The following is a 21,352-nucleotide window of genomic DNA, read 5'->3' as shown; positions in this document are numbered from 1 at the left end:
ATCAGCCCAGCGGCCAAACCGGGTCAAAGACATCAGATCGGACTCCAGGGTGATCGGGGCCCTTGCGCCGCTCGGAGCCGACGCCGATTCCGAGCGGCGCCCCGCCATTGCCACGGGACCGACAGCGGCTGTACGGGCGGCCCAGGCCCGCGGGTGGAGTTCGAAGTCGAGCTGGAGCACGGCACACCGGCGCTGCTCGAGCACATCAACGCCCACGTGACCGCTGCCGGCCTCACCCGCTCCCCGTGGCCCTCCAAGCTCGCCCGCGCGCTGGGCCGTTCCGGCACCCCTCCGGCCGGGCCGCCCTCCGGTGCCGGCGGGGCACGGTCGGCCGGCGACGTCGTCCTGCACGGCATCCGGACGCAGTTGGACAGGCTTCTGGTCCTGGACGGCGCGGTGCGCCGCGGCGAGGAGGACTCGGTGCATCAGATGCGGCTCACCGCGCGCCGGCTGCGGAGCCAACTCAGGGCCCACCGACGGCTGTTCGACGACCGCCGCTCGGCACCGCCGGCCGACCAGCTACGCTGACTCGCACGGCTCCTGGGCGACGCCCGCGACCAGGAGGTCCTGTCCGACCAGCTCGTGAACGCCCTGAGTGCGGTGCCGGCACCCCTGCGCGAGGGCGCCCTGCGGGCCCGGATCACCGCACACTACGCCGCGACCTACCGCGCACGCGGTAAAGGCCCGCCCGGCGGATGCGCCCGGCCCGTCAGGCGACGGCCGAGGCGGCGCTCCGGGGGCGGCGGGCCAGGAGGCGGTGCCGCTCGTCCTCGGTGAGCCCGCCCCACACGCCGTAGGGCTCGCGCGTCTGCAGCGCGTGGCGGCGGCACTCGATGCGGACGGGGCACTCCGCGCAGACGGCCTTGGCCGCCTCCTCGCGGGCGTGGTGAGCGGCTCCTCGCTCACCCGAGGGGTGGAAGAACAGGGCGTTGTCGGCCTCACGGCACAGGCCGCGAAGCTGCCAGTCCCAGCGGTACACGAAGGCTCCGGGCAGGCGTGAAATGTCCGTCATGGCGGACCTCTTTCCGATGTCGACGATCGCCAGGCCTCCCCTCGTGTAACCGCGCCCGAGCCGACTATGCGTCCTGACCGCGTCCGCCGTGGTGTGGCGGGCAGTCCACCTGCCCCACCACGGCACGGCAGACCTGGGCCGCCAGGCTGGATCGGCAGCGGCAGCGGCAGCGACCGTTGCCGTCGGCGCAGGCGCCGATGCCCGGAGTGCGTGCCAGCTCGTCGATGCGTGCGTGAGGGCGTGAACGTCCGGCGCCGCACCGGGGCGATTCGGCGCGGCAGAGGGCGGCCCGAGGCCCGGCTGCTCAGCACCGCTGCGTAGCAGTCGCGCCCGTACCGTCGTGCCGCCGGGAAGCGGCCCGGCGACCGGTCACACCGCGATCGCCCTCCCGGCCGCGCAGGGGATCTGGCGATCAGGCATCCCAAAACAGGAATTCGGGTTCATACTTGTGGTATGTCGGACGAACGGGAACCGCGGACGAGCTGGACGTTCCTGACCCAGCACGCCCGGGTGCTGCTGCTGATCTCGCGCGACGCGGACGTGCGCCTGCGGGACCTCGCGGCCACGTGCGGGGTGACCGAGCGGGCCGTACGGGCGATCGTCGGCGACCTCGAAACGGCCGGCTACCTGACCCACACCCGGCACGGGCGCCGCAACCGCTACCACGTCACAGGCGGCACGTTCTTCCGCCACCCGGCCGAAGCCCGCCACGAGATCGGCGACCTGCTGCTCCTGTTCGCCGACCCCGACGACCGTTCCCCTCATCAGCCCGCGACCCCCAGCGGTGATCACCATGATGAGCATCCGTGAACCAGCGCCAACGCCTCTCCCGCACCACGCCGCCCCTCGTCCCCGCCGAGAGGTGCGGTGAGTGCGATGACCACACCCCCTGGATCCGCCCGCCGTGAGCGCGCCGACACCCGGCGAATGACCACGCCACGCCTGCGGATCACCACAACGACGGCAGCCGGGAGCACGGTGATCGTCCGCCTCGACGGCGAGGTCGACCAGGACGACCGCCCCCAGCTGGACGACGCCCTCGCCGTGGCCCTCGACAAGCGCCCGCACCGGCTGGTCGTCGACCTGGCCGGCCTGACCTTCTGCTACTCCGTGTGCCTGAACGCCCTGCTCGCCGCCCGCCTGACCGCGAACGCCGCCGGCGTCGAGATGGCGCTCGCCGCCCCGCTGCCCCAGACCCTGCGGGTCCTGGAGCTCACCGGCGTCGACGAGGTCTTCACCCTCTACCCCAGCGTCCGCGCAGCCCTGGCGGGCGCCCCTGGCCGGCACGCCGAGCGAGGAGAGCGGCCATGAATGCCCCGTCACGCTACGCGGTCACCCTGCCGGGAGTACCCGGCAAACACGGCCCGCCCGAGGTCGTCCTCGTCCACGCCACCGGCGAGGCCACGGCCGACGGCGCCCCGGTGTACGCCGACGCGGCCGGTACCTTCCGAGTGGAGATCATCGGCGAGGTGGCACGCCCGCTCGCAGAACCGACCGGGCCGGGCCGGCACACCTGCCTGCACGCCGTCCCGATGCCCTGACCGTTTCCGCGGCCACGGCTGCCATCGCCGTCCGAATCGGGTGGCGCCGTTCCACGAGCTCACCGGCGCCCGGGCGCGGGAGATCACCGGCTCGCATCCACCATCACCACCTCTGTCCGTCGAGGCGGATCACCGGGCGGGGTGCGCCGGTCAGGGGGCCTCGGTGTCGGCCGCGGGCGGCTCGGGGACCTCGTCGTCCTCGGGGTCCTTGTCCACGTCGTCGGCCTTGGCCCGGACGTCCTTCGGGGTGGGCGCCGTGATGCTGCGCTCCTCCGCCGACCGCTCCCGTACCGTTCCGTCGTCGCGCGGGGCATCGTCCTCTTCATGGGTGTGTGCGTTGTCAGTGCTCATGGCATCGTCCTTCTCGTCAGGTCAGACGGGTCCTTGATGTGCTCGTGCCGGCGTTCACGTTTCCTGCTCGAACCGGCAGGCACGACTCCGCCTTCTCGCGGATGCGTCGCGTCTACCCCGAACGTAAGACGGGACTCGTCCGCACGCCCGCACGGATCCGCCCGCCAGGCCCTGCCGGACCAGGCCCGGCTCGGGCCACGACGGGCTCCGAACGGGCACGGGACGGGCGCCGTCCGATGTCGGGGCCCGTCTCCGCGAAGACGTTCGCGGCAGGCTCCGATCGGGTGAGGTGCCTTCGCTGCTGCTCGCACCGCCCGCACGGTTCGGGGACCACTTCCCGACGGGTGGGAAGGACCCGACCCGTAAGCGAGCCGGCGAAAGGACGCGTCATCGGACACCGCGGATGCGCGATCGACGAACCGATGACCGACCACCGCGAGGTGGCGAGACCGCCGGGTCGTCTGTCAGCCCAGGGGCCCGCCCCCACCGCCGGTGTCGCCGTACTCTCGCGTGGCCGCCCGGCGGGCCGCTGTGCGGCGCAGCACCACGTGGGGCAGGACGAGCCAGGTCGTGGTGAACCAGAGCAGGACGGCGGCACTCAGCGCCCACGCCGCGGCCGGGTTGCCGCTCGCGGTGCGCAGCAGGAGCAGGAGGGCGGCGGCGATGGTCAGGGCCAGGGTGGTGAGTCCGGTGGCGATGAGGCGGCCGGCGACGTGGATGAGTTCGGGTTTCATGCCGTGGCCGGTGAGGAAGCGGTGGAAGGCCACGGGTGCGATCAGGGCGCCCGTGGCGATGGCGCCGAGGACGACCGTGGCGAGGTAGAGGTTCTTGTCGAAGCCGGGCAGGGCGTCGAAGCGCGGGGTGAAGGCGACGCCGATGAGGAAGCCGAAGAGGATCTGCGCGCCGGTCTGGCACACGCGGACCTCCTGGAGCATCTCGTTCCAGAGCCGGTCGGCCCGTTCCTGGGGCGTCTCGTCCCGGCCGGGTGTGCTGTCGTTCTTCGTCAACGATTCCTCCCCGCCTGGCGCGGTGGGGCGTCGGTCGTGGTGACAGGTCAGGGGCGGTCTTCGTGGTGGCCGCACAGCCAGGCCAGCGCCTGGTAGACGCCCAGGGCGTACCCGGCGTCCGTACGGTCCGCCAGCGCGTCGCGGCCCTCCAGCGCGTCTCGGTCGGCCAGCGCGTCGCGAAGGCGCACCGCGGCGGCCTGGCATTCGGCCAGCAGCTGCGCCCGGCACGGCCCGCCGCTCCCGGGCGCGGCGGCGGCGGTGACCGGTGCCGCGATCTGGGCTCCGGCCGCCCAGCGGTAGACCCCCAGGACGCCGTGGTCGAACCCGGTCCAGGGCTGCGGGCGCCGGTTGGAGGTCTCGATCGCGTCGAACACCTCGTCCAGCACCCGGACCCCCACCGCCGGGAGCGCCGTCTCGTCACTGGTCATGCCCGCAACCTACGACGACTCGCCCCCGCCCGCCGCCCGGCGCGGCAGCCGGGCAGCACGCCGGCACGGGCGTGCCCGGCCGGATGCCGGGCATTCGGATGACCCACCGCACCGGCGCGGCCGCCACCACCGCCGGCCGGCGCGGGGCGGGCCGGGCCCGGCCCGGCCCGGCCGGGGCAGGTTCAGAACGCCGCGCGCAACGCAGGCAGCAGGGTGTCCCGGGCCCAGTCGAGGAAGGCCGGCTGGCTGTCGCCGCCGACCTGGACGAGGGCGATCTCCCCGAATCCTGCGTCGACGAACGGCCGTACCGCCTCGACGAAGTCCTCGACCCGGTCGCCGCAGGGGACGGCATCGGCGACGTCGTCGGGGCGGACGAACCGGCTCGCCGCGGCGAAGCCGGCGGTCCCGGGCAGTTCGGCGTTGACCTTCCAGCCGCCGCCGAACCAGCGGAACTGCTCGTGGGCCCGTCGTACGGCGGCGCCACGGTCGGGGTCCCAGCACACCGGCAGCTGGCCGACCGCCGGCTTCCCGGCGCCTCCGTGCTCCGCGAACCCGGCGATCAGTTCCCGGTCGGGCTCCACGGCGATCACCAGGTCGGCCAGCCGGCCCGCCAGTGCGCAGGAGCCCGGCCCGGACACGGCCACGCCGATCGGGGGCGGCCGGTCGGGCAGGTCCCAGAGCCGGGCACCGTCGACGTCGAAGTACCGGCCGCGCCGGGTCACGTACCCGCCGTCGAACAGCGCACGGATGATCTGCACGGCCTCGTCGAGCATCGCCCGGCGCGCGGCCACGGCGGGCCAGCCCCGGCCGACCACGTGCTCGTTGAGGTTCTCGCCACTGCCCAGGCCGAGCCGGAAGCGGCCCTGGGACAGCAACTGCAGTGTCGCGGCCTTCTGCGCCACCACCACAGGGTGGTAGCGGAACGTCGGGCAGGTCACGTAGGTCATCAGCGGGATCCGGGAGGTCGCCTGCGCGGCGGCGCCGAGCACCGCCCACGCGTAGGGCGCATGGCCCTGCTCGTCCAGCCAGGGGAAGTAGTGGTCCGAAATCACCGAGAAGTCGAAGTCCGCCTGCTCGGCACGAACGACGTCCGCGACCAGGTCACGCGGGCCGCGCTGCTCGGTCATCATCGTGTATCCGATTCTCACCATGCCCCTGCGCCTGCCCCGATTGCCGCATCCCTCACACCGGGCGCCCCATCGTCATCCGCCGGCCCCACCGCCGGCGGTGGACGCGGTCCGGCTGGGCTGCGCCGGGTGCCGAGAATGGCCCTGTCGTGGCTCGTCGGCACAGCCAGGCGGCCGATTGTCCCCCCTCGCCACGTCTGGGGACCGAGGCCCCGGGTAAGCGCGGGTGTGACCGTGACGGGCGCGGAGAATCCTCCGTCCGCCCAGCGCGACGCCCTGATCCCGCGCCGGTGCGCTGGACCGACGCCACGATCGGACCCGGCCGCCCGGCCCGGGCCGCCGACCCCGACCTCAGCCGACCCCGACCTCACTGCGGACAGCCCAGGAGGAGCCGATGACCACCACTACCGCAGTCCCCCGCCGTGCCGCGGTGCGCCGGAGCTACCTGCTGTGTCCGCCGACCTACTTCGCGGTCGAGTACGCGATCAATCCCTGGATGGACCCCAGCCGCCCGGTGGACGGCGACGCGGCCCTGCGGCAGTGGCAGGCGCTCCGCGACACGCTGCGCGAGCTGGGCCACCGGGTGGAGACCATCGCTCCCCTACCGCGGCTGCCCGACATGGTGTTCGCCGCCAACGGGGCCTCGGTGGTGGACGGCCGGGTCCTGGTCGCCCGGTTCCGGTACCCCGAGCGGGCCCCGGAAGCGGCCGCGCACCGGGCCTGGTTCCACCGGGCGGGCTACCGGCCGAAGGTCGCCCAGCTGCCGAACGAGGGCCAGGGCGACTTCCTGCCGGTCGGCGGCCGGATCCTGGCCGGCTCGGGCCTGCGGACCAGTGCGGCCGCCCACCGTGAGGCGGAGCTGGCGTTCGGCCGGCGGGTCGTGAGCCTGCGGCTGACCGATCCGCGCTACTACCACCTGGACACGGCGCTGGCCGTGCTGAGCGAGGACCAGGTCATGTACTACCCGGCGGCCTTCACCCCCGAGAGCAACCGCACCCTGCGCGAGCTGTTCCCCCGGGCGATCCTGGCCACCGCCGAGGACGCGTCCGTGCTCGGACTGAACGCGGTCAGCGACGGCCGCCACGTCCTGCTGACCGCGGCCGCCCGCGGCCTGGCCGCGCGGCTGCACGCGGAGGGCTTCGTCCCCATCGGCGTACGGCTGCCCGAGCTGCTCAAGGCCGGGGGCGGCCCGAAGTGCTGCGTTCTGGAGCTCCACCCGGCATGCCGGGAGCGGCCGTGACCACGCCCGGCCGTACCATCGCCACCGCACCGGCGCCGACCCCGCCGCGCCCACGCGGACCGGTCAGCGCCGCACTCCTCGCCGCTCTGCTCACCGCCCCCGACCCGGCGTCCCGGATCACGCCGCCGCCGCTCGGCGACCCCTGGGGCGAGGACCTGCAATTGGCCCTCTACACCTGCTACGAGCTGCACTACCAGGGCTTCGCCGAGGTCGACCCCGAATGGGAGTGGCACCCCGCTCTGCTGACCGTACGGTCCGCGCTGGAGCACGCGTTCCTCACCGCCGTGCGGCGGGAGACCGGTGCCCCGCCGCCGTTGGCCCGGGCCCTGGCCGCCCTGTTGGCCGACGACACGGCCGGCACCGGCCCGTCCCACCACCTGCTCGACAGCGGGGAGCGCTGGCAGGTGTGCGAGTACCTGGCGCACCGCTCGCTCTACCACCTGAAAGAGGCGGACCCGCAGATGTGGGTGGTGCCGCGGCTGCCGAACCCGGCCAAGGCCGCGTTGGTCACGGTGCAGTACGACGAGTACGGCGCCGGCCGCCCCGACCGGGCCCACGCGCAACTGTTCGCCGAGATGATGGCGGACTTCGGCCTGGATCCGGGCTACGGGCGCTATCTCGACACCGTCCCCGCCCCGGCGCTCGCGGTGGTCAACCTGATGTCGCTGTTCGGCCTGCACCGCTCACTCCGCGGCGCGCTGGTCGGCCAGTTCGCGGCGGTGGAGATCACCTCGCCGCCCGGCGCGGCCCGCCTCGCCGCAGCGCTGGAGCGGCTGGGCGCCTCACCGGCGGGGACCTCGTTCTACCGCGAGCACGTGCTGGCCGACGCCGTCCACGAGCAGCTCGTACGCCGCACGGTCATCGTGCCGCTGGTCGCGGGCGATCCGTCGCTGGGCCCGGACATCGCGTTCGGCATCGCCGCCACCGCCGCCGTGGAGGAGCGGTTCGGCGCCCACCTGCTGAGCTGCTGGCGGCACGGCCGGAGCTCCCTTCGCACGCCCCTGACGGGAGTGCCCGGACCGGGGGCGAAATCCTGAGCCCGATGGATCAAAACGGCCGAACTGGGCACCCGCTACACCATGCTCCTCCTCCGACCTCCTGGTGTGTATCCCGCCCAGGGCGACACCTCCCTCCTCATCGAGGCACTGCGCCGTGAGCGGCCGGAGCCCGGGTCCAGGCTGCTCGACCTCGGCACCGGCAGCGGCGCCGTCGCGCTGGCCGCCGCGGAACTCGGCGCGGTGGTGACCGGCGTGGACCTGTCCCGGCTCGCGTTGGCGACCGCCTGGGCGAACGCCCGGCTGCACCGCCTGCACCTCACGCTCCGGCACGGCGACCTGATCTCTCCGGTCGCCCGTCGCAGCTTCGAGTTCATCGTCTCCAACCCGCCCTACGTGCCCTCGGCCCTCGACCGGCCACCACCACACGGCATCGCGCGGGCCTGGGACGCCGGGCCGACCGGGCGGCTGCTGCTCGACCGGATCTGCCGGCAGGTGCCTCGGCTGCTGACCACCGGTGGCGTGCTCCTGATCGTGCAGTCCTCCCTGGCGGACCCGGCCTCGACCGTCAGCGCCCTGCACCGGGCCGGGCTGCGGGCCGGCGTGGTGGCCGCCGCGGCCCAGCCGTTCGGGCCGGTCATGTCGGAACGGGCAGACTGGTTCGAGGAACGCGGACTGATCGCCCCCGGCGAGCGGACCGAGACCCTGGTGGTGGTGCGCGGTGTCCGGCGCTGACGAGCGACCCGTCCCCCGACTGCGGCTGACGGGCAGCGGCCCGGTGCTGGTCGACGGCCCGGTGGAGATCGTGCTCCCCGACGGCCGGAGCGTCCGGGCCGACCGCCCGGTGGTCGCGTTGTGCACCTGCCGCCGCAGTCGCCGCTACCCGTTCTGCGACACCAGCCACCGCAACCGCGACGACCGACCGGCGAACACCTGAACGTGCCCGACCGGGCCGGCCCTGCCCAGGCGCGGCGGCCCCCGCACCAGGGCCACTACTGTCCGTGGGTGGCGTGGCGGGCCAGGTTGGTGAGCAGATGGCGGTTGCGAAGGTGCAGGGCCAGCTCGATCGGTGGTCCGTGGAGACGGGCTCCCAGCCCGCGCAGGGGGTGTTCGTCGAGGATGACGAGGGTGTTGTCGGCCCAGGGAATCAGGGTGAAGGCGATTCTGGCGGTCCCGAACGGTTCGGCCTTCGCCTCCAGTTCCAGCCGCCGCCGGGTCTCGCAGATCCGGACCACGCAGGTGTCGTCGAAGGTCAGCGGTCCCAGCCCCACGCGGAAGCGCAACGCGGCGCCGACCGCGGGCCAGTCGCGGTCGGTGTGCAGGATCTCCTTGGTGCCCACCACCCACTCGGCGTAGTGCTGCCCGTCCGCCAGGATGTCCCAGACCTGGCTGGGCGGGCATTCGATCAGCTGCTGACGTTGTGCCATGTGTGCCGTCCTCTCGCGTAGCGGCTGCTCAGCCGGGCCCGGGTCGCGGGTCCCCGCCGAGCAGCCGCTGGGCTGCGCTGAGACCAGGTGACAGGATCCGCCCGGCCAGGAGGCGGTGGGAACGCAGTGCGGCACGGGCGGCGTTGGCGCCGCACGCGCCATGCACGCCGCCGCCGGGGTGGGCGGAGGCGGAGGCGAGGTAGAGGCGCTCGATCGGCCCCTCGGGCCTGCCGGTACCGGGGGTGGGCCGGAAGACGAGCTGCTGGTGGATCGCGGTGGTGCCGCCGTTGAGTGCTCCGCCCACGAGGTTCTCGTCCAGGCCTTGGAGCACGGGCGGGGACAGGATCCGCCGGGCAGTGATCAGCTCCCGGAAGCCGGGGGCGAAGCGTTCCACCTGGTGTTCCAGCCGCTCGGCCATCGCCTCGTCCTCGCGCGCGTCCCACGTTCCGGTGATGGCATCCTCGCCGAGGTCGGCGGCGATCCGCTGCGGAACGTGGGTGTAGGCCCAGGCGGACTGCGTTCCGGCGGGTGACCGGGAACCGTCGGCCGTGGTCATCTGCCCCAGCAAGGCGAACGGACGGCGCGGAAGACGGCCGGTGGTGACCTGGTGGGCGTAGTCGCTGAGCTCGTCCAGGTCCGCTCCGAGGTGGACGGTGCCGGCGTCCGCCGCCTCCGGTGCCGCCCACGGGACGGGGCCCGACAACGCCCAGTCGACCTTGAAGGTGGCGAAGTCCCACTGGAAGCGGCGCAGATCCCGGCGCAGCCTCGGCGGGAGGTGCTCCCAGCCGACGAGCCCGCCGTAGAGGGCGGTGGCGGCGACGTCCGCGAGTACGGCTCGGCGGGCGCGGTAGCACTGGCCGTCGGCGGTGCGCACACCCAAGGCCTTGCCGCCGCGCACGATCACCTCTTCGACGCGCTGGCCGCAGTGGACCCGGCCGCCACGTGATGCGAGCCGGCGCACGAGGGCGTGGGTGAGGCTGCTGGAGCCGCCCACCGGTACCGGCCAGCCGACCTGCTGGCCGAGCATCGCCATCAGCCAGCCGAACGCGGCGCTGCCGGCCGCCTCGGGGAGGAGGTCGGCGTGCAGGGCGCAGCCGGCCAGCAGCAGGCCGGCACCGGGTTCGGTGAACTCCTCTTCTGCCAGCCGGCGGACCGGGAGGGTCATGAAGCGTGCCGTCCGCAGGATGCCCGTCGGCCGGAGCCGGGCTGCCATCGCGGCAGTCGGTCCGATCGGCGGGAACGGGGTGAAGAGGCTGCGCAGCAGCTGGGGGTGCAGGGTCTGCCACAGCGCGGTGAGCCGCTCCCACGCTGCCGCGTCGGCTACGCCGAAGGTCCTCGCCAGGTGGTCGCGCGTGGCGGTGGGGCCGCGGTGGAGGGTCGCGCAGCGGCCGTCCGCGAGGGGGTGCGCGAGGACGGTGGGAGCGTGGCTCCACGCCAGTCCGTACTGCTCCAGTCCCAGGGCCGCGATGGCGGGAGATGCCTTGGCCAGGGGGTAGAAGGAGCTGAACAGGTCGTTGACGAACACGGGGTCGAGAGCGCGGTCACTGCGGACGGCTCCACCCGGCTGGGACTGGGCTTCGAGGACCTCGACCTGCCAGCCCGCGTCGGCGAGGACGTTGGCTGCCACCAGCCCGTTCGGTCCGGCGCCGATCACGATCGCGTCGGCCATGCTCCCTCCTTCGCTACCGCGGCCCCACGAAAATCACGGTACCCAGGGCTGGGCGGGGCGGCTCGGCGGGCGGCCGGCGGCCACTGGCTCCGGGCTCGCCCGACTGACACCGGCCGGGCCTGCTGCTGCCGCCCGCGCCGCGCGGCAACTCCGCGGCGCGGCACAGGACGAGGCGGCTGGACGGCGGGGCCGGGCTGGGCCCCGCCGTCCAGGTGCAGGGCGCCAGGCCCGGCTGCCACGTGGGCCTGCGGTGGTTCTCAGGAGTCGGAGTAGCTGAGGTCCCCGACCGTCCAGCTGCTGACGTCCTCGATGGCGATGCGGTACATGCCGCCGGTGTGGGGCAGCCCGAAGTCGCCCTGGAGGATCTTCGCCCGGTGGAGATGCAGGTGGGTGGGCCGTGCGGACTGGCCGTCGGCGGGCGGGGCGAAGAGGGCGGCGAACGGTTTCAGGTGCTCCGAGGTCTGGAGGACCTCCGCCACCCGCTCCAACCACAAGGTCACCGGCGCGAGCCTGCCGGTGATCACCGCACCGGGGACCACCACGGTCAGGGACATCTGATTGCTGTGCTCGGACTCGACCATCGCGGCGATGTCGACGAGCAGCCCGTCAGGGTTCGACATGCCCCCCAGAATAGGACACGGCCTCCGCAGCGCCCACGGGCCCCGGGGGCAACGGCCATGGCGGCCACGGGCCTTGCGCCTGCCGCACGGGCGGGCGCTACGCGACGGCGTCTCGCGTCAGGTCGGCGCGTTCGGCAGCGGTCTGCCCCGAGGCCGTGATCAATCCTGGACCACCTGGTAGATGCCGTAGATGACGCCCGGCACGTGGCCGCAGAGCTGGAGCAGGAAGGCCCACAGCACTTTCATGCTCGGGCCGTCCTTGATGAGGACGGCCAGCCATGGCAGAACCAGGCACAGCAGTACGAGGAGAACCTTCACCATGATCTTTCCTCGATTCCTGGTGGCCGGTGGTGGCGGCAGTGCCGGGATCAGTTCGGGCTGATCCGGCCGCGCCACGCGCCGCTGGCAGTGCCGCGGTGCTCGATGTAGTCCTTGAACCGGTCCAGGTCGCCAGCCACGCGGCGGTCGACCATGCCGAGGGCGCTGCCGACGTGCTCGGCCATGCCCTCGGGTTCGAACTCCAGGGCGAGGTGCACGCGAGTGTGAGCGTCGTCGAGGCGGCGGAACGTCACCACGCCGCGCTGGTGGATCTCGCCGCCCACTGTGCGCCAGGCGATCTTCTCGTCGGGTAGTTGGTCGACGATCTCGGTGTCGAACTCGCGGCTGGCGCCGGCGATCGTCGTCTTCCAGTGGTTGTGACGCTCGTCGAGCTGGGTGACCTGTTCCACGCCTTCCATGAACTGCGGGAAGTCCTCGAACTGCGTCCACTGGTCGTAACAGACCCGCACCGGCACATCGACGTCGATCGACTTCTTGACGGTAGTCATCGTCTCGTCTCCCTTCCGTGCGTCGTGAAGCAATTGTTCGCCTGCCCGAAGTCCAACCCGACAAACCGCCGTGCAGGCCGGCCCTGCGGGCTACCTGCTGCGTGCAACGGGACCGACACCCCGTGGGCCCGCGGGGCGGCACGGCTTTCCGGCGGCACCTCTCGGTGGAGTGAACGTCCCCGAGCACCGGGCGGCGTCTCCGCGGCCGCGGGTTTCGTCGCGGCGCCAGCGGTTAGCCGAGTGCACGGGTCCGTCCGGCACCCGACAAGCACGTCCGCACCCTGGAGGAGTTTCGGCGATGAAGGTTTCCGACTACGTGCTGGAGCGGCTGCGCGAGTGGGAGGTGGAGCACGTCTTCGCCTACCCCGGTGACGGGATCAACGGCCTGCTGGCGGCCTGGGGCCGCGCCGAGAACAAGCCGCAGTTCGTGCAGGCCCGCCACGAGGAGATGGCCGCGTTCGAGGCCGTCGGGTACGCGAAGTTCTCCGGGCGGACCGGGGTGTGCGCGGCCACCTCGGGGCCGGGGGCGATCCATCTGCTGAACGGCCTGTACGACGCGAAACTCGACCACGTCCCCGTCGTCGCGATCGTCGGGCAGACGGACCGCAGCGCGATGGGCGGCTCGTACCAGCAGGAGGTCGACCTGCTCAGCCTCTTCAAGGACGTGGCCTCGGAGTTCTGCGAGATGGTCACCGTGCCGGCCCAGCTGCCCAACGTGCTGGACCGCGCGATGCGCATCGCCGCGACCCGGCGCACGGTCACCGCGGTGATCATCCCGGCCGACGTGCAGGAACTGGACCACGAGCCGCCCGCTCACGCGTTCAAGCAGGTCCCCTCAAGCCTCGGCATCCCCCGTTACGCCCCGATCCCCACCGATGACGACCTGGCGAAGGCCGCCGAGGTCCTCAACGCCGGCGAGAAGGTCGCGATGCTGATCGGGCAGGGCGCCCGGCACGCGCGCCGCGAGGTCGAGCAGGTCGCCGACCTGCTCGGTGCCGGGGTGGCGAAGGCGCTGCTCGGCAAGGACGCGCTGCCCGACACCCTGCCGTACGTCACCGGCTCGATCGGGCTGCTCGGCACCCGCCCCTCCTACGCGATGATGCGCGACTGCGACACCCTCCTCGTGGTCGGCTCCAGTTTCCCGTACACCCAGTTCCTGCCCGAGTTCGACCAGGCCAGGGCCGTGCAGATCGACATCGACCCGTCCATGGTCGGGCTGCGCTACCCGTTCGAGGTCAACCTCGTCGGCGACGCGGGCGAGACGCTGCGCCGGCTGCTCCCACGGCTGGAGCGCAAGGCTGACGGCGGCTGGCGCAAGACGATCGAGGACGACGCCGCCCGCTGGTGGGAGGTGATGCAGCGCCGCGCGGAGGTGACGGCGGACCCGGTCAACCCGGAGTACGTCGTGCACGCCCTCGACGCGCTGCTGCCGGACAACGCGATCATCGCCGCCGACTCCGGCTCGTCCGCGAACTGGTACGCCCGGCACCTGCGGATGCGCGGTGACATGCGCGGCTCGCTGTCGGGCACGCTGGCGACGATGGGGCCCGGGGTGCCGTACGTGATCGGCGCGAAGTTCGCCCACCCCGACCGGCCGGCGATCGCGATCGTCGGCGACGGCGCCATGCAGATGAACGGCCTCGCGGAGCTGATCACCGCGGCGAAGTACTACCGGGAGTGGGTCGACCCGCGCATGGTCGTCGCGGTGCTGAACAACCACGACCTGAACCAGGTCACCTGGGAGATGCGGGCGATGCAGGGCGCTCCGCAGTTCGAACCCTCGCAGAGCCTTCCGGACGTGCGCTACGCCGACATCGCCCGGACGTTCGGCCTGGACGGGGTGCGGGTGGAGAGGCCGCAGGACGTGGAGCCGGCGTGGCGCCGGGCGCTCGCGGCGGACCGGCCGTTCGTCATCGACTTCCGCACCGACCCGGCCGTACCGCCCATCCCTCCGCACGCCACCTGGGACCAGATCAAGGCCGCAGCGCTGTCCGTTCTGAAAGGCGACAGCGACCGGGGCTCCGTCGTGCGGCAAGGGGTGAAGGCCAAGGTTCAGGAGTTCCTGCCCGGCAGTGGAGGGAACTGAGCGATGTCCGAGAGCCGTGACCTGGACCTGACCGCGCTCATCGACTGGACCACGTACCGCGACCGCCTGGTCTCGGTGGATCCCGGAGCACGGACCTGCGTGGTCGAGCCGGGCATCGTCCTGGACCAGCCCAACCGCCAACTCGCCCCGCACGGCCTCATGTTCGGCCCGGAACCGTCCACACGCAGCCACTGCGCACCGGGCGGCATGATCGGCGACAACAGCTGCGGCGCGTCCGCCCAGGCCTACGGCGACGCTCTGCCGGGGTCCGTGCCCACCGCCGTCACCTGAGCAGGCACGCGGCGTCCTCGACCGCCCCGGTGTCCCGGTGTCCCGGCGGAACACGCGGACCGGGGAGGGCAGTCGGTCGACTGCCCTCCCCGGTTGTCGTGCGTCCTCGACGGTCGCCGCGCCTGCGCCGGCCGGGGCGGCGGCTCCGCCGTGTCGGACGGTGTCACCCGTTGATCAGCGGGAGCCGCGGCCCCGCCCGGTCAGCCGAGGGGCTTGTCGAGGACGGCCTTGGCGTGGCTGAACGTGTCGATCGAGTACTCGCCGTGGTAGCGGCCCATCCCGCTCTCGCCCACGCCGCCGAACGGCAGCTCGGGGACGGCCAGGTGGGAGACCGTGAGGCCGAAGACGAGGCCGCCCGAGGAGGTCTCGGTCGCCAGCCGCTGCTTGGTCCGCTCCGACTCGGTGAAGGCGTACAGCGCGAGCGGCTTGTCGCGCTCGTTGATGAAGGCGATCGCGGCGTCCAGGTCGGGCACGGCGATGATCGGCAGGATCGGGCCGAAAATCTCCGACCGCATCACCGGCGCCTCCGGGGAGACCTCGGCCAGCACGGTGGGCGCGAGGTAGCGCTGGGCGCGGTCGTGGCCGCCGCCGATGACGGTCCGGCCGCCGCCGAGCAGGGCGGTGAGCCGGTCGTGGTGGCGCTCGTTGACGATCCGGCCGTACTCCGGGCTGCTCGCCGGGTCCGCCCCGTACAGGGCGTGCACGGCCTCGGCCAGGTGCGCCTCCAGCGCGGTGGCGGTGTCGCCGATGGCCAGGACGTAGTCCGGGGCCACGCAGGTCTGCCCGGCGTTCTGGAACTTGCCGCGCGCCACCCGCTGGGCGGTGACCGCGAGGTCGGCGCCGGGCTCGACCACCACCGGGCTCTTGCCGCCGAGCTCCAGGGTGACCGGGGTCAGGTACTTGGCGGCGGCCGTCATGACGATCCGGCCGACCTGGCCGTTGCCGGTGTAGAAGATGTGGTCGAAGCGCTGCTCCAGGAGCGCGGTGGTCTCCGGCACACCTCCCTCCAGCACGGCCACGGCCTCTCGGTCCAGGTAGCGCGGCAGCAGCCGGGCGATCGCCGCCGAGGTCGCCGGGGTGAGCTCGCTGGGCTTGACCAGGGCGGTGTTGCCCGCCGCGAGGGCACCGACCAGCGGGGCGAGGGCCAGCTGCAGCGGGTAGTTCCACGGCGCGATGATCAGCACCACGCCGAGCGGGTCACGGACCACCCGGGCCTCGGCGGGCAGGAAGGCGCCGGGGACGGCGGCCGGCCGCGGCTGCAGCCACTCTTCCAGGTGCGCCACGGTGTGGTCGATCTCGTTCAGCGTGAAGCCGACCTCGCCGCGGTAGGCCTCGGTCGCGCTCTTGCCCAGGTCGGCGTGGAGCGCGGCCAGCAGGGCCTCGGACTGCTCGGTGAGCAGCGCGCGCAGCGCACCCAGCTGGGCGAGGCGCCAACCGAGCGGCCTGGTGCGGCCGGTGGCGAACGTGGCGCGCAGGCGGGCCACCACGGTGGCCGGGTCGGTGGCCACGGCGGCGACCAGGGCGCGGGCCAACTCGGCCGAGGAGCTGGGGTTCTGGCCGGTGTAGAGGTTGCGGTCGATCACGGTGTGCGGCGTGAACGGCGCGGCCTCCACGAAGTCGGCGCCGAGCTCGACCAGGCGGTCCTGGACCAGCCACTTGGCGCCTGCGGCCAGGCCCACCGCCTGCTCCTCGGCGTTGCTGAACGCCGTCATCCGGTAGCCGGCGAAGGGCCAACTGCCGTCCTCGTGCCGGGCGGCGAGCAGCGCGGCGGGCGCGTGGCAGACCACGCCCAGCGGCTTGCCCGACGCCAGCGCCCGGGTGAGCAGCCGACCGGAGGCCTCGTCCACCGCGAGGTCCTCCATCGGGCCGTGGCCTCCCGGGTAGAAGACCAGGTCGTACGCTTCCGGGTCGACCTCCGCCAGCTTCGCGGGGTGCTCCAGGTCCGCGCGGATGGCCTCCAGGTAGGCGGCCAGCCACTCGGCCTTCTCCTGGCCCCCGCCCGCGGCGCCGCCGTTGGCCTCGGCGCTCAGGCTGCCCCGGTCGACGGGGGCGGGGACGCCGCCGGGGGTGGCGATGGTGATCTCGAAGCCCGCCTCGGTGAAGATCCGGTGCGGCTCGGCGAGTTCCTCGGCCCAGAAGCCGGTGGGGTGCGGGGTGCCGTCGGCGAGGGTCCAGTGGGTGGCGCCGGTGACGACGAAGAGGGCGGAAGTCATGGTTGGTGCTCCAGGTCGGCAGGGGGAGGGAGGTGCGGGGTGGGTGATCGGGGTACGCCGTTTCGGGCGGGAGGTTCGATCAGGAGTGGTCGCGGACGGCCCCGGCATCGGTCGACGCGGTGACCGCGGCGGCGCGCGGCTGCTCGTCGGCCCGTGCGGTGAGCGGCCGGTGGTGCTTGCTGAGCCCGACCATCGCGACCCCGGCGGCCAGCAGCAGCGCGACCGCGGCGATCACGAAGCTGAGGGTGAACTGGCTCTCGGCGGGCAGCGCGGCACCACCGAGCGCGGCGTAGCTGACCGTCTTGGAGGCGAGCAGCGAGGTCACCACCGCGCTGGCGATCGAGCTTCCGACCGAGCGCGAGATGGAGTTGATCCCGTTGGCGATGCCGGTCTGCTCCAGGGGCACGCTGGCCGCGATCAGCGCGGGCATCGCGGCGTAGCCGAAGGAGATCGCGATGCCGGTGAGCATGCCCGCCGCGATCACCGCGCCCTCGGCGCCGTGCCCGAAGGCCAGCCAGGCGAAGCCCGCCACGCCGATCAGCGCGCCGACCGCGAGGGTGGAGCGGGCGCCGATCCGGCGCACCAGCCGTCCGCCGACCGGGGCGGCGGCCAGCGCGATCAGGGCGCTGGGCAGCAGGTACTCGACGGAGGCGCGCAGGACCGAGGCGGTGAAGCCGTAGCCGGTCAGCCGGCCCGGCATCTGGACGAGGTAGGAGATGCCGATGAACTGGGCGAACGAGGCGAAGCCCACGAAGAGCCCGGTCAGGTTGGTGAAGAGCACCTGGCGGTGGACGAACATTCGCATGTCGACGAGCGGGTTGCGCACCCGTCGCTCGACCAGCACCCAGAGGGCGGCGAAGACGGCGGCACCGGCCAGCGAGCCCAGCGTGCGGGCGGAGGACCAGCCCCACTCGTGGCCCTGCGAGATGCCGAGCAGCAGCAGGACCAGGAAGACGGCCAGGGTGAGCGCGCCGAGCACGTCGACCCGGCCGCCGGTGGGCGAACCGCCGTGCGGTACCACGACGGCGACGGCCGCCAGGGCGAGCACGGTCAGCGCGGTGGAGAACCAGAAGACCAGGTGGTAGTCGGGGTGCGAGCCCTGGGTGAGCAGCCCGGTGGCCACCAGCGAGAGGCCGCTGCCGAACGCCAGCGTTCCGCTGACCAGCGCCATCGCCCCGTGCAGCTTCTCCTGGGGCACCTCGTCGCGGATCACGGAGAGGGCGAGCGGGAAGATCGCGGTGGCGGAGCCCTGCAGCACCCGGCCGATGATCAGCAGGGTCAGCGAGGTGGTGGTCGCGGCGATGACCGAGCCGACCACCATGACCGCGAGGACGGCGAGCAGCGTGCGCTTCTTGCCGAACTGGTCGCCGACCCGGCCCAGCAGCGGGGTGAAGACGGCCGCCGAGAGCAGCGCGGCGGTGGTCACCCAGCTGACGCCGGCGGCACCGGTGTGCAGTTCCTTCTGCAGCAGCGCCAGGATCGGGACGACTTGGGTCTGCGCCATGGCCACGACCATCGCGGCCAGGCCCAGCGCCAGGATCAGGGGAGTGCTCCCCCGCTGTCCGGCGGTGGCGGTGGCGCTCGCGGTGGCGGATATCGGCACGGCGCGGTCGGCGGCGTGGCTCATCAGGTGGGGGTCCTTCCAGGAGGGGCCGGCCGCGCGGGGGCATGCGCCGGGCCGGCGCTCGAAGGCAGCGGGCGGAACCTGGACGGTTGAAGCCTGCAAGGTTGATGTCTTCAAGCAATGCCTTGAAGGTAGACCTGAAAGATTGAAGAAGTCAAGCAATCCCGCCTACACTCGACCCATGACCCAGAGCGCCACCCCGCCTGCCACCCCACCCTCCACCGGCGCCGCCGCCCCCACGCCGGTCGAGCTGATGGACCAGGTCGCCGGCGCTGCGGCCGCCTACTACCGCCACTTCGCCGCCCTGGCGGCCGAGCGCGGCCTCACCCTCATGCAGGGCAAGACGCTCAGCCTGCTGCGCGAGCCCCGCCCGATGCGCACCCTGGCCGAGCTGCTGGCCTGCGACGCCTCCAACGTCACCGGCATCGTCGACCGCCTGGAGGCCCGCGCACTGGTCCGCCGCGAGGTGGATCCGGCCGATCGGCGGATCAAGAACGTGGTGCTCACCGAGGAGGGCGAGCGGACCGTACGGCAGATCCGGATCGAGCTGATGTCCAGCCTCACCGGGCTGGCCCAGCTGGACGAGGCGGACCGGCACACCTTCCAGCGACTCCTGGGCCGGGTCTTCCCCGGCTGACCGTGGCGGGATCCCCCGACGGGCGGGGCGCAGCAGCCGGGCCGCCTCCTCGTTCCGCACCGACCAGTGGCGCCAGGGAGTGCCGCTTCGAGCGGTCCGAGGAGGGACGGGTGTCCCCTGACACCCAGGTCCGCTCCTACGGGCCGTCACCCCGCCGGGTGGCGGTCCGTCACGCGACGCCGAGGACCCGGGCGACGTGGTGCGCCAGCTGCGCCCGCAGGTCCTCGCGGGAGGCGTGCTCCGCGCGGGCCAGGTGTTCCACGAGGTCGGCACGGGTGGCCGCGAGCAGTGCGTGGGCGGTGAAGTCGCCGTCGGCCGACCCCGGGATCCGGTGCAGGAGTTCCCGGACGAGGGTGTGCCACTGCTCGTAGTGCTCCGTCCGGTAGGGGCTGTCCGCCCCGGTGCCCTCCAGGGCCAGGGCGAGGTGGCGGTTGTCGAGCTTGAAGCACAGCAGGGCGTCGAGCAGGGCGGGCACGCGTTCCGGCGCGGGCGTGTCGGGCCCCAGCGGGGGCGGGCCGGCCTCGACCGCTTCCGTGAGCGGCTGGAGCCGCGCCGCGTACAGGGCCCGGATCAGGCCGGTGCGGTCGCCGAAGGCGCGGAAGAGCGTCCCCTTGCCGACCCCGGCCGCCGCCGCGATGTCGGCCATGGTGATGTCCTCGGCGCTTCCGCCGCGGGAGAAGAGCTCGTCGGCGGCCGCGAGGGCCGCGGCCCGGTTGCGGGTCGCGTCCTTGCGTGGCTTGCGCTCGGTCATCTGCGTCCTCCGATTGCGATCCGGACCGCCGGTCCGTATCTTGCTTGAAGCGGACCGCTGGTCCGCATCGTATGCGACGGAGGACCCATGCCCGCGAGCACCCCACCGGCGGAGCTGTACCGCCACAGCCTGCGCCAGCTGCTGGACAAGGACATTCCCGCCTGGGTCGGCCTGTGGGCCGAGGACGGCGTGATGGAGTTCCCCTTCGCGCCGCCGGGCCGGCCCCGGCGGCTGGAGGGCCGGGCGGCCGTCGCGGCCTACATGCGCGACTACCCCGACCACATCGACCTGCACGACTTCCCCGAGCTGCGGATCCATCTCACCACCGACGCCGCAACGATCGTGGTCGAGATGCGCGGCGTGGGCCGCGTCGTCCGCACCGGAGACCCCTTCGACATGTCCTACATCGCCGTGGTGACCGTCCGGGACGGGCAGTTCGCCACCTACCGCGACTACTGGAACCCACTCGCCCTCCAGCAGCCCGGTCTCGACTTCACGGGGAGCAACGCATGACGACCGACACCGGCACCGTCCTGGTCACCGGCGCCACCGGCACCACCGGGAGCCGCACCGTCGCACGGCTCGTCGCCGCCGGGCACCGCGTCCGGGCGGTCAGCCGCCGCGCCACGCCACTGTCCGGTGCCGAGCCGGCGCGGTTCGACTGGTTCGACCCCAGCACCTTCGACGGCGCCCTCGCCGGAACCGACCGGGTCTACCTCGTGCCGCCCGTTGGCGACCCTGAACCGGCCGCGGTCATGCTGCCCTTCCTCCGCCGGGCCCGGGCCGCCGGCGTGCGCCGCGCGGTCCTGCTCAGCTCCTCGGCCGTGCCCGAGGGGGGTCCGGCGGTGGGCGTGGTGCACCGTGCCCTGCCGGGCCTGTTCGACCAGTGGGCGGTGCTGCGGCCGTCCTGGTTCATGCAGAACTTCACCGGCGCGCACCTCCACGCACACGGCATCCGCGAGGACGGCACCTTCCTGACCGCGGCCGGGTACGGACGGGTCGGCTTCGTCGACGCCGACGACATCGCGGCCGTGGCCGTGCACGCGCTCACCGACGACCGGGCACCCGACACCGACCTGGTCCTGACCGGGCCCGAGGCGCTCAGCCACGACGAGGTGGCCGCCGTCCTCACCGAGGTCACCGGCCGTACGGTCGTCCACCGCCGGCTGACGTACGAGGAACAGCGCGCCCGCCTGGCCGCGCTGATGCCGGAGGAGTTCGCCGCGATGCTGGCCCGGATGGACCGGGCCATCGCGGAGGGCGCCGAGGACCGCACCACCGACACCGTCCTCCGTCTCACCGGTCGCCCAGCGCGGAGCTTCCGGGTGGTCGCCGAGCGGGAGTTGACCGCCGACCGCTGACCCGTGCCCCCCACACGTACATCGGGGAGCCCCGGCCCCGGCCCCGGGGGGGGGGGGGGGGGGGGGGGGGGGGGGGGGGGGGGGGGGGGGGATGGGGGGGGGGGGGGGGAAAATGATGGGGGGGATTTGTCAGGAATATTGGCGG

At 73.3% G+C, this 21,352-nt stretch carries 25 protein-coding genes and 1 pseudogene; 13 read left to right on the top strand and 13 right to left on the bottom strand.

The features are described 5' to 3' along the window. The first annotated feature begins 153 nt into the window (after positions 1-153). Entirely contained in the window at positions 154-528 is a 375-nt protein-coding gene (locus tag ACZ58X_RS22520; RefSeq protein WP_470335388.1) for a CHAD domain-containing protein, read from the top strand. Between the two features lie 181 nt (positions 529-709). Here ACZ58X_RS22520 and ACZ58X_RS22515 read toward each other — a convergent pair whose 3' ends face one another. Next, complete coding sequence (locus tag ACZ58X_RS22515; RefSeq protein ID WP_470335387.1) at positions 710-1,012, bottom strand: WhiB family transcriptional regulator; 303 nt, start codon at positions 1,010-1,012, stop codon at positions 710-712. Between the two features lie 453 nt (positions 1,013-1,465). Between ACZ58X_RS22515 and ACZ58X_RS22510 the strand changes: the two genes are divergently transcribed. The 3 genes from ACZ58X_RS22510 (at position 1,466) to ACZ58X_RS22500 (ending at position 2,553) form a co-directional block, all read left to right on the top strand. Continuing rightward, positions 1,466-1,822, top strand: coding sequence for a MarR family transcriptional regulator (locus ACZ58X_RS22510; protein WP_470335386.1), 357 nt, complete (start codon positions 1,466-1,468; stop codon positions 1,820-1,822). 117 nt (positions 1,823-1,939) lie between these two features. Continuing rightward, positions 1,940-2,323: an STAS domain-containing protein gene (locus tag ACZ58X_RS22505; RefSeq protein WP_470335385.1), complete on the top strand. Its 384-nt coding sequence runs from the start codon at positions 1,940-1,942 to the stop codon at positions 2,321-2,323. After that, the gene (locus tag ACZ58X_RS22500) at positions 2,320-2,553 is read left to right on the top strand and encodes a DUF6296 family protein (protein ID WP_470335384.1); all 234 of its coding nucleotides are present in this window, start codon (positions 2,320-2,322) and stop codon (positions 2,551-2,553) included. The genes ACZ58X_RS22505 and ACZ58X_RS22500 overlap by 4 nt, the downstream gene beginning before the upstream one ends. 150 nt (positions 2,554-2,703) lie before the next feature. Here ACZ58X_RS22500 and ACZ58X_RS22495 read toward each other — a convergent pair whose 3' ends face one another. The 4 genes from ACZ58X_RS22495 to ACZ58X_RS22480 form a co-directional block, all read right to left on the bottom strand. After that, positions 2,704-2,904, bottom strand: a complete 201-nt coding sequence (locus ACZ58X_RS22495) for a hypothetical protein (RefSeq protein WP_470335383.1) — start codon at positions 2,902-2,904, stop codon at positions 2,704-2,706. Between the two features lie 464 nt (positions 2,905-3,368). Next, on the bottom strand, positions 3,369-3,911 hold the full coding sequence (locus ACZ58X_RS22490) for a DUF6328 family protein (protein ID WP_470335382.1): 543 nt from the start codon (positions 3,909-3,911) through the stop codon (positions 3,369-3,371). A 47-nt stretch (positions 3,912-3,958) separates the two neighbouring features. After that, positions 3,959-4,339, bottom strand: coding sequence for a hypothetical protein (locus ACZ58X_RS22485; RefSeq protein WP_470335381.1), 381 nt, complete (start codon positions 4,337-4,339; stop codon positions 3,959-3,961). A 182-nt stretch (positions 4,340-4,521) separates the two neighbouring features. Further along, a complete protein-coding gene (locus ACZ58X_RS22480) occupies positions 4,522-5,490 on the bottom strand; it encodes an LLM class F420-dependent oxidoreductase (RefSeq protein ID WP_470335380.1) in 969 nt (322 codons plus the stop codon). 370 nt (positions 5,491-5,860) lie between these two features. Here ACZ58X_RS22480 and ddaH point away from each other — a divergent pair, with 370 nt between their 5' ends. From ddaH to ACZ58X_RS22460, 4 genes are all read left to right on the top strand, one after another. Then, positions 5,861-6,706 carry a dimethylargininase gene (gene ddaH, locus ACZ58X_RS22475; RefSeq protein WP_470335379.1) on the top strand — a complete coding sequence of 282 codons (846 nt, stop codon included), beginning with the start codon at positions 5,861-5,863 and terminating at the stop codon, positions 6,704-6,706. Then, on the top strand, positions 6,688-7,743 hold the full coding sequence (locus ACZ58X_RS22470; RefSeq protein ID WP_470335378.1) for an iron-containing redox enzyme family protein: 1,056 nt from the start codon (positions 6,688-6,690) through the stop codon (positions 7,741-7,743). The genes ddaH and ACZ58X_RS22470 overlap by 19 nt, the downstream gene beginning before the upstream one ends. 66 nt (positions 7,744-7,809) lie before the next feature. Next, on the top strand, positions 7,810-8,436 hold the full coding sequence (locus ACZ58X_RS22465) for a HemK2/MTQ2 family protein methyltransferase (RefSeq protein ID WP_470335377.1): 627 nt from the start codon (positions 7,810-7,812) through the stop codon (positions 8,434-8,436). Next, positions 8,423-8,638 (top strand): CDGSH iron-sulfur domain-containing protein, encoded by a 216-nt coding sequence (locus ACZ58X_RS22460; RefSeq protein ID WP_470335376.1) that lies wholly within the window; start codon positions 8,423-8,425, stop codon positions 8,636-8,638. The genes ACZ58X_RS22465 and ACZ58X_RS22460 overlap by 14 nt, the downstream gene beginning before the upstream one ends. Before the next feature lie 55 nt (positions 8,639-8,693). On the opposite strand, the gene ACZ58X_RS22455 is transcribed toward ACZ58X_RS22460, so the two are convergent. The 5 genes from ACZ58X_RS22455 to ACZ58X_RS22435 all read right to left on the bottom strand — a co-directional run bounded on the left by ACZ58X_RS22455 (position 8,694) and on the right by ACZ58X_RS22435 (position 12,244). Further along, positions 8,694-9,128 carry an SRPBCC family protein gene (locus ACZ58X_RS22455; protein WP_470335375.1) on the bottom strand — a complete coding sequence of 145 codons (435 nt, stop codon included), beginning with the start codon at positions 9,126-9,128 and terminating at the stop codon, positions 8,694-8,696. A 28-nt stretch (positions 9,129-9,156) separates the two neighbouring features. Further along, on the bottom strand, positions 9,157-10,797 hold the full coding sequence (locus ACZ58X_RS22450; RefSeq protein ID WP_470335374.1) for a phytoene desaturase family protein: 1,641 nt from the start codon (positions 10,795-10,797) through the stop codon (positions 9,157-9,159). A gap of 257 nt (positions 10,798-11,054) precedes the next feature. After that, the gene (locus ACZ58X_RS22445; protein ID WP_470335373.1) at positions 11,055-11,417 is read right to left on the bottom strand and encodes a hypothetical protein; all 363 of its coding nucleotides are present in this window, start codon (positions 11,415-11,417) and stop codon (positions 11,055-11,057) included. A gap of 159 nt (positions 11,418-11,576) precedes the next feature. After that, positions 11,577-11,738, bottom strand: coding sequence for a YqaE/Pmp3 family membrane protein (locus ACZ58X_RS22440; protein WP_243436374.1), 162 nt, complete (start codon positions 11,736-11,738; stop codon positions 11,577-11,579). Positions 11,739-11,785: 47 nt separating this feature from the next. Continuing rightward, entirely contained in the window at positions 11,786-12,244 is a 459-nt protein-coding gene (locus ACZ58X_RS22435) for an SRPBCC family protein (RefSeq protein ID WP_470335372.1), read from the bottom strand. A gap of 298 nt (positions 12,245-12,542) precedes the next feature. On the opposite strand from ACZ58X_RS22435, the gene ACZ58X_RS22430 reads away from it, so the two are divergent. Both ACZ58X_RS22430 and ACZ58X_RS22425 read left to right on the top strand, forming a co-directional pair. Beyond that, positions 12,543-14,330 (top strand): thiamine pyrophosphate-requiring protein, encoded by a 1,788-nt coding sequence (locus ACZ58X_RS22430; RefSeq protein WP_470335371.1) that lies wholly within the window; start codon positions 12,543-12,545, stop codon positions 14,328-14,330. Positions 14,331-14,366: 36 nt separating this feature from the next. Continuing rightward, positions 14,367-14,582 (top strand): annotated as a pseudogene (locus ACZ58X_RS22425) (FAD-binding oxidoreductase); the annotation flags it as partial. Between the two features lie 239 nt (positions 14,583-14,821). On the opposite strand, the gene ACZ58X_RS22420 reads toward ACZ58X_RS22425, so the two are convergent. Together ACZ58X_RS22420 and ACZ58X_RS22415 are read right to left on the bottom strand one after the other, a co-directional pair. Next, positions 14,822-16,834, bottom strand: coding sequence for an aldehyde dehydrogenase family protein (locus ACZ58X_RS22420; protein ID WP_470335370.1), 2,013 nt, complete (start codon positions 16,832-16,834; stop codon positions 14,822-14,824). A 79-nt stretch (positions 16,835-16,913) separates the two neighbouring features. Then, positions 16,914-18,461: an MFS transporter gene (locus ACZ58X_RS22415; protein ID WP_470335369.1), complete on the bottom strand. Its 1,548-nt coding sequence runs from the start codon at positions 18,459-18,461 to the stop codon at positions 16,914-16,916. A 178-nt stretch (positions 18,462-18,639) separates the two neighbouring features. On the opposite strand from ACZ58X_RS22415, the gene ACZ58X_RS22410 reads away from it, so the two are divergent. Beyond that, positions 18,640-19,095: a MarR family winged helix-turn-helix transcriptional regulator gene (locus ACZ58X_RS22410; protein ID WP_470335368.1), complete on the top strand. Its 456-nt coding sequence runs from the start codon at positions 18,640-18,642 to the stop codon at positions 19,093-19,095. A 169-nt stretch (positions 19,096-19,264) separates the two neighbouring features. On the opposite strand, the gene ACZ58X_RS22405 is transcribed toward ACZ58X_RS22410, so the two are convergent. Further along, on the bottom strand, positions 19,265-19,846 hold the full coding sequence (locus tag ACZ58X_RS22405; RefSeq protein ID WP_470335367.1) for a TetR/AcrR family transcriptional regulator: 582 nt from the start codon (positions 19,844-19,846) through the stop codon (positions 19,265-19,267). An 87-nt stretch (positions 19,847-19,933) separates the two neighbouring features. Between ACZ58X_RS22405 and ACZ58X_RS22400 the strand changes: the two genes are divergently transcribed. Together ACZ58X_RS22400 and ACZ58X_RS22395 are read left to right on the top strand one after the other, a co-directional pair. Further along, a complete protein-coding gene (locus tag ACZ58X_RS22400; protein ID WP_470335366.1) occupies positions 19,934-20,359 on the top strand; it encodes a nuclear transport factor 2 family protein in 426 nt (141 codons plus the stop codon). Further along, positions 20,356-21,207 carry an NmrA family NAD(P)-binding protein gene (locus ACZ58X_RS22395; protein ID WP_470335365.1) on the top strand — a complete coding sequence of 284 codons (852 nt, stop codon included), beginning with the start codon at positions 20,356-20,358 and terminating at the stop codon, positions 21,205-21,207. The genes ACZ58X_RS22400 and ACZ58X_RS22395 overlap by 4 nt, the downstream gene beginning before the upstream one ends. Positions 21,208-21,352 lie beyond the last annotated feature (145 nt).

Source organism: Kitasatospora sp. NPDC040550 (genome assembly GCF_055594965.1).
The sequence above is the reverse complement of the archived record's forward strand: the minus strand, read 5'-3'. Positions and strand labels throughout refer to the sequence as shown.

Excerpts from the sequence above, each read along its gene's own strand:
- ACZ58X_RS22485 (WP_470335381.1), bottom strand. The coding sequence starts at position 4,339 with ATGACCAGTGACGAGACGGCGCTCCCGGCGGTGGGGGTCCGGGTGCTG.
- ACZ58X_RS22445 (WP_470335373.1), bottom strand. The coding sequence starts at position 11,417 with ATGTCGAACCCTGACGGGCTGCTCGTCGACATCGCCGCGATGGTCGAG.
- ACZ58X_RS22515 (WP_470335387.1), bottom strand. The coding sequence starts at position 1,012 with ATGACGGACATTTCACGCCTGCCCGGAGCCTTCGTGTACCGCTGGGAC.
- ACZ58X_RS22495 (WP_470335383.1), bottom strand. The coding sequence starts at position 2,904 with ATGAGCACTGACAACGCACACACCCATGAAGAGGACGATGCCCCGCGC.
- ACZ58X_RS22395 (WP_470335365.1), top strand. The coding sequence starts at position 20,356 with ATGACGACCGACACCGGCACCGTCCTGGTCACCGGCGCCACCGGCACC.
- ACZ58X_RS22435 (WP_470335372.1), bottom strand. The coding sequence starts at position 12,244 with ATGACTACCGTCAAGAAGTCGATCGACGTCGATGTGCCGGTGCGGGTC.
- ACZ58X_RS22500 (WP_470335384.1), top strand. The coding sequence starts at position 2,320 with ATGAATGCCCCGTCACGCTACGCGGTCACCCTGCCGGGAGTACCCGGC.
- ACZ58X_RS22430 (WP_470335371.1), top strand. The coding sequence starts at position 12,543 with ATGAAGGTTTCCGACTACGTGCTGGAGCGGCTGCGCGAGTGGGAGGTG.
- ACZ58X_RS22455 (WP_470335375.1), bottom strand. The coding sequence starts at position 9,128 with ATGGCACAACGTCAGCAGCTGATCGAATGCCCGCCCAGCCAGGTCTGG.
- ACZ58X_RS22405 (WP_470335367.1), bottom strand. The coding sequence starts at position 19,846 with ATGACCGAGCGCAAGCCACGCAAGGACGCGACCCGCAACCGGGCCGCG.
- ACZ58X_RS22480 (WP_470335380.1), bottom strand. The coding sequence starts at position 5,490 with ATGGTGAGAATCGGATACACGATGATGACCGAGCAGCGCGGCCCGCGT.
- ddaH (WP_470335379.1), top strand. The coding sequence starts at position 5,861 with ATGACCACCACTACCGCAGTCCCCCGCCGTGCCGCGGTGCGCCGGAGC.
- ACZ58X_RS22415 (WP_470335369.1), bottom strand. The coding sequence starts at position 18,461 with ATGAGCCACGCCGCCGACCGCGCCGTGCCGATATCCGCCACCGCGAGC.
- ACZ58X_RS22420 (WP_470335370.1), bottom strand. The coding sequence starts at position 16,834 with ATGACTTCCGCCCTCTTCGTCGTCACCGGCGCCACCCACTGGACCCTC.
- ACZ58X_RS22505 (WP_470335385.1), top strand. The coding sequence starts at position 1,940 with ATGACCACGCCACGCCTGCGGATCACCACAACGACGGCAGCCGGGAGC.
- ACZ58X_RS22450 (WP_470335374.1), bottom strand. The coding sequence starts at position 10,797 with ATGGCCGACGCGATCGTGATCGGCGCCGGACCGAACGGGCTGGTGGCA.
- ACZ58X_RS22400 (WP_470335366.1), top strand. The coding sequence starts at position 19,934 with ATGCCCGCGAGCACCCCACCGGCGGAGCTGTACCGCCACAGCCTGCGC.
- ACZ58X_RS22440 (WP_243436374.1), bottom strand. The coding sequence starts at position 11,738 with ATGGTGAAGGTTCTCCTCGTACTGCTGTGCCTGGTTCTGCCATGGCTG.
- ACZ58X_RS22510 (WP_470335386.1), top strand. The coding sequence starts at position 1,466 with ATGTCGGACGAACGGGAACCGCGGACGAGCTGGACGTTCCTGACCCAG.
- ACZ58X_RS22410 (WP_470335368.1), top strand. The coding sequence starts at position 18,640 with ATGACCCAGAGCGCCACCCCGCCTGCCACCCCACCCTCCACCGGCGCC.
- ACZ58X_RS22470 (WP_470335378.1), top strand. The coding sequence starts at position 6,688 with ATGCCGGGAGCGGCCGTGACCACGCCCGGCCGTACCATCGCCACCGCA.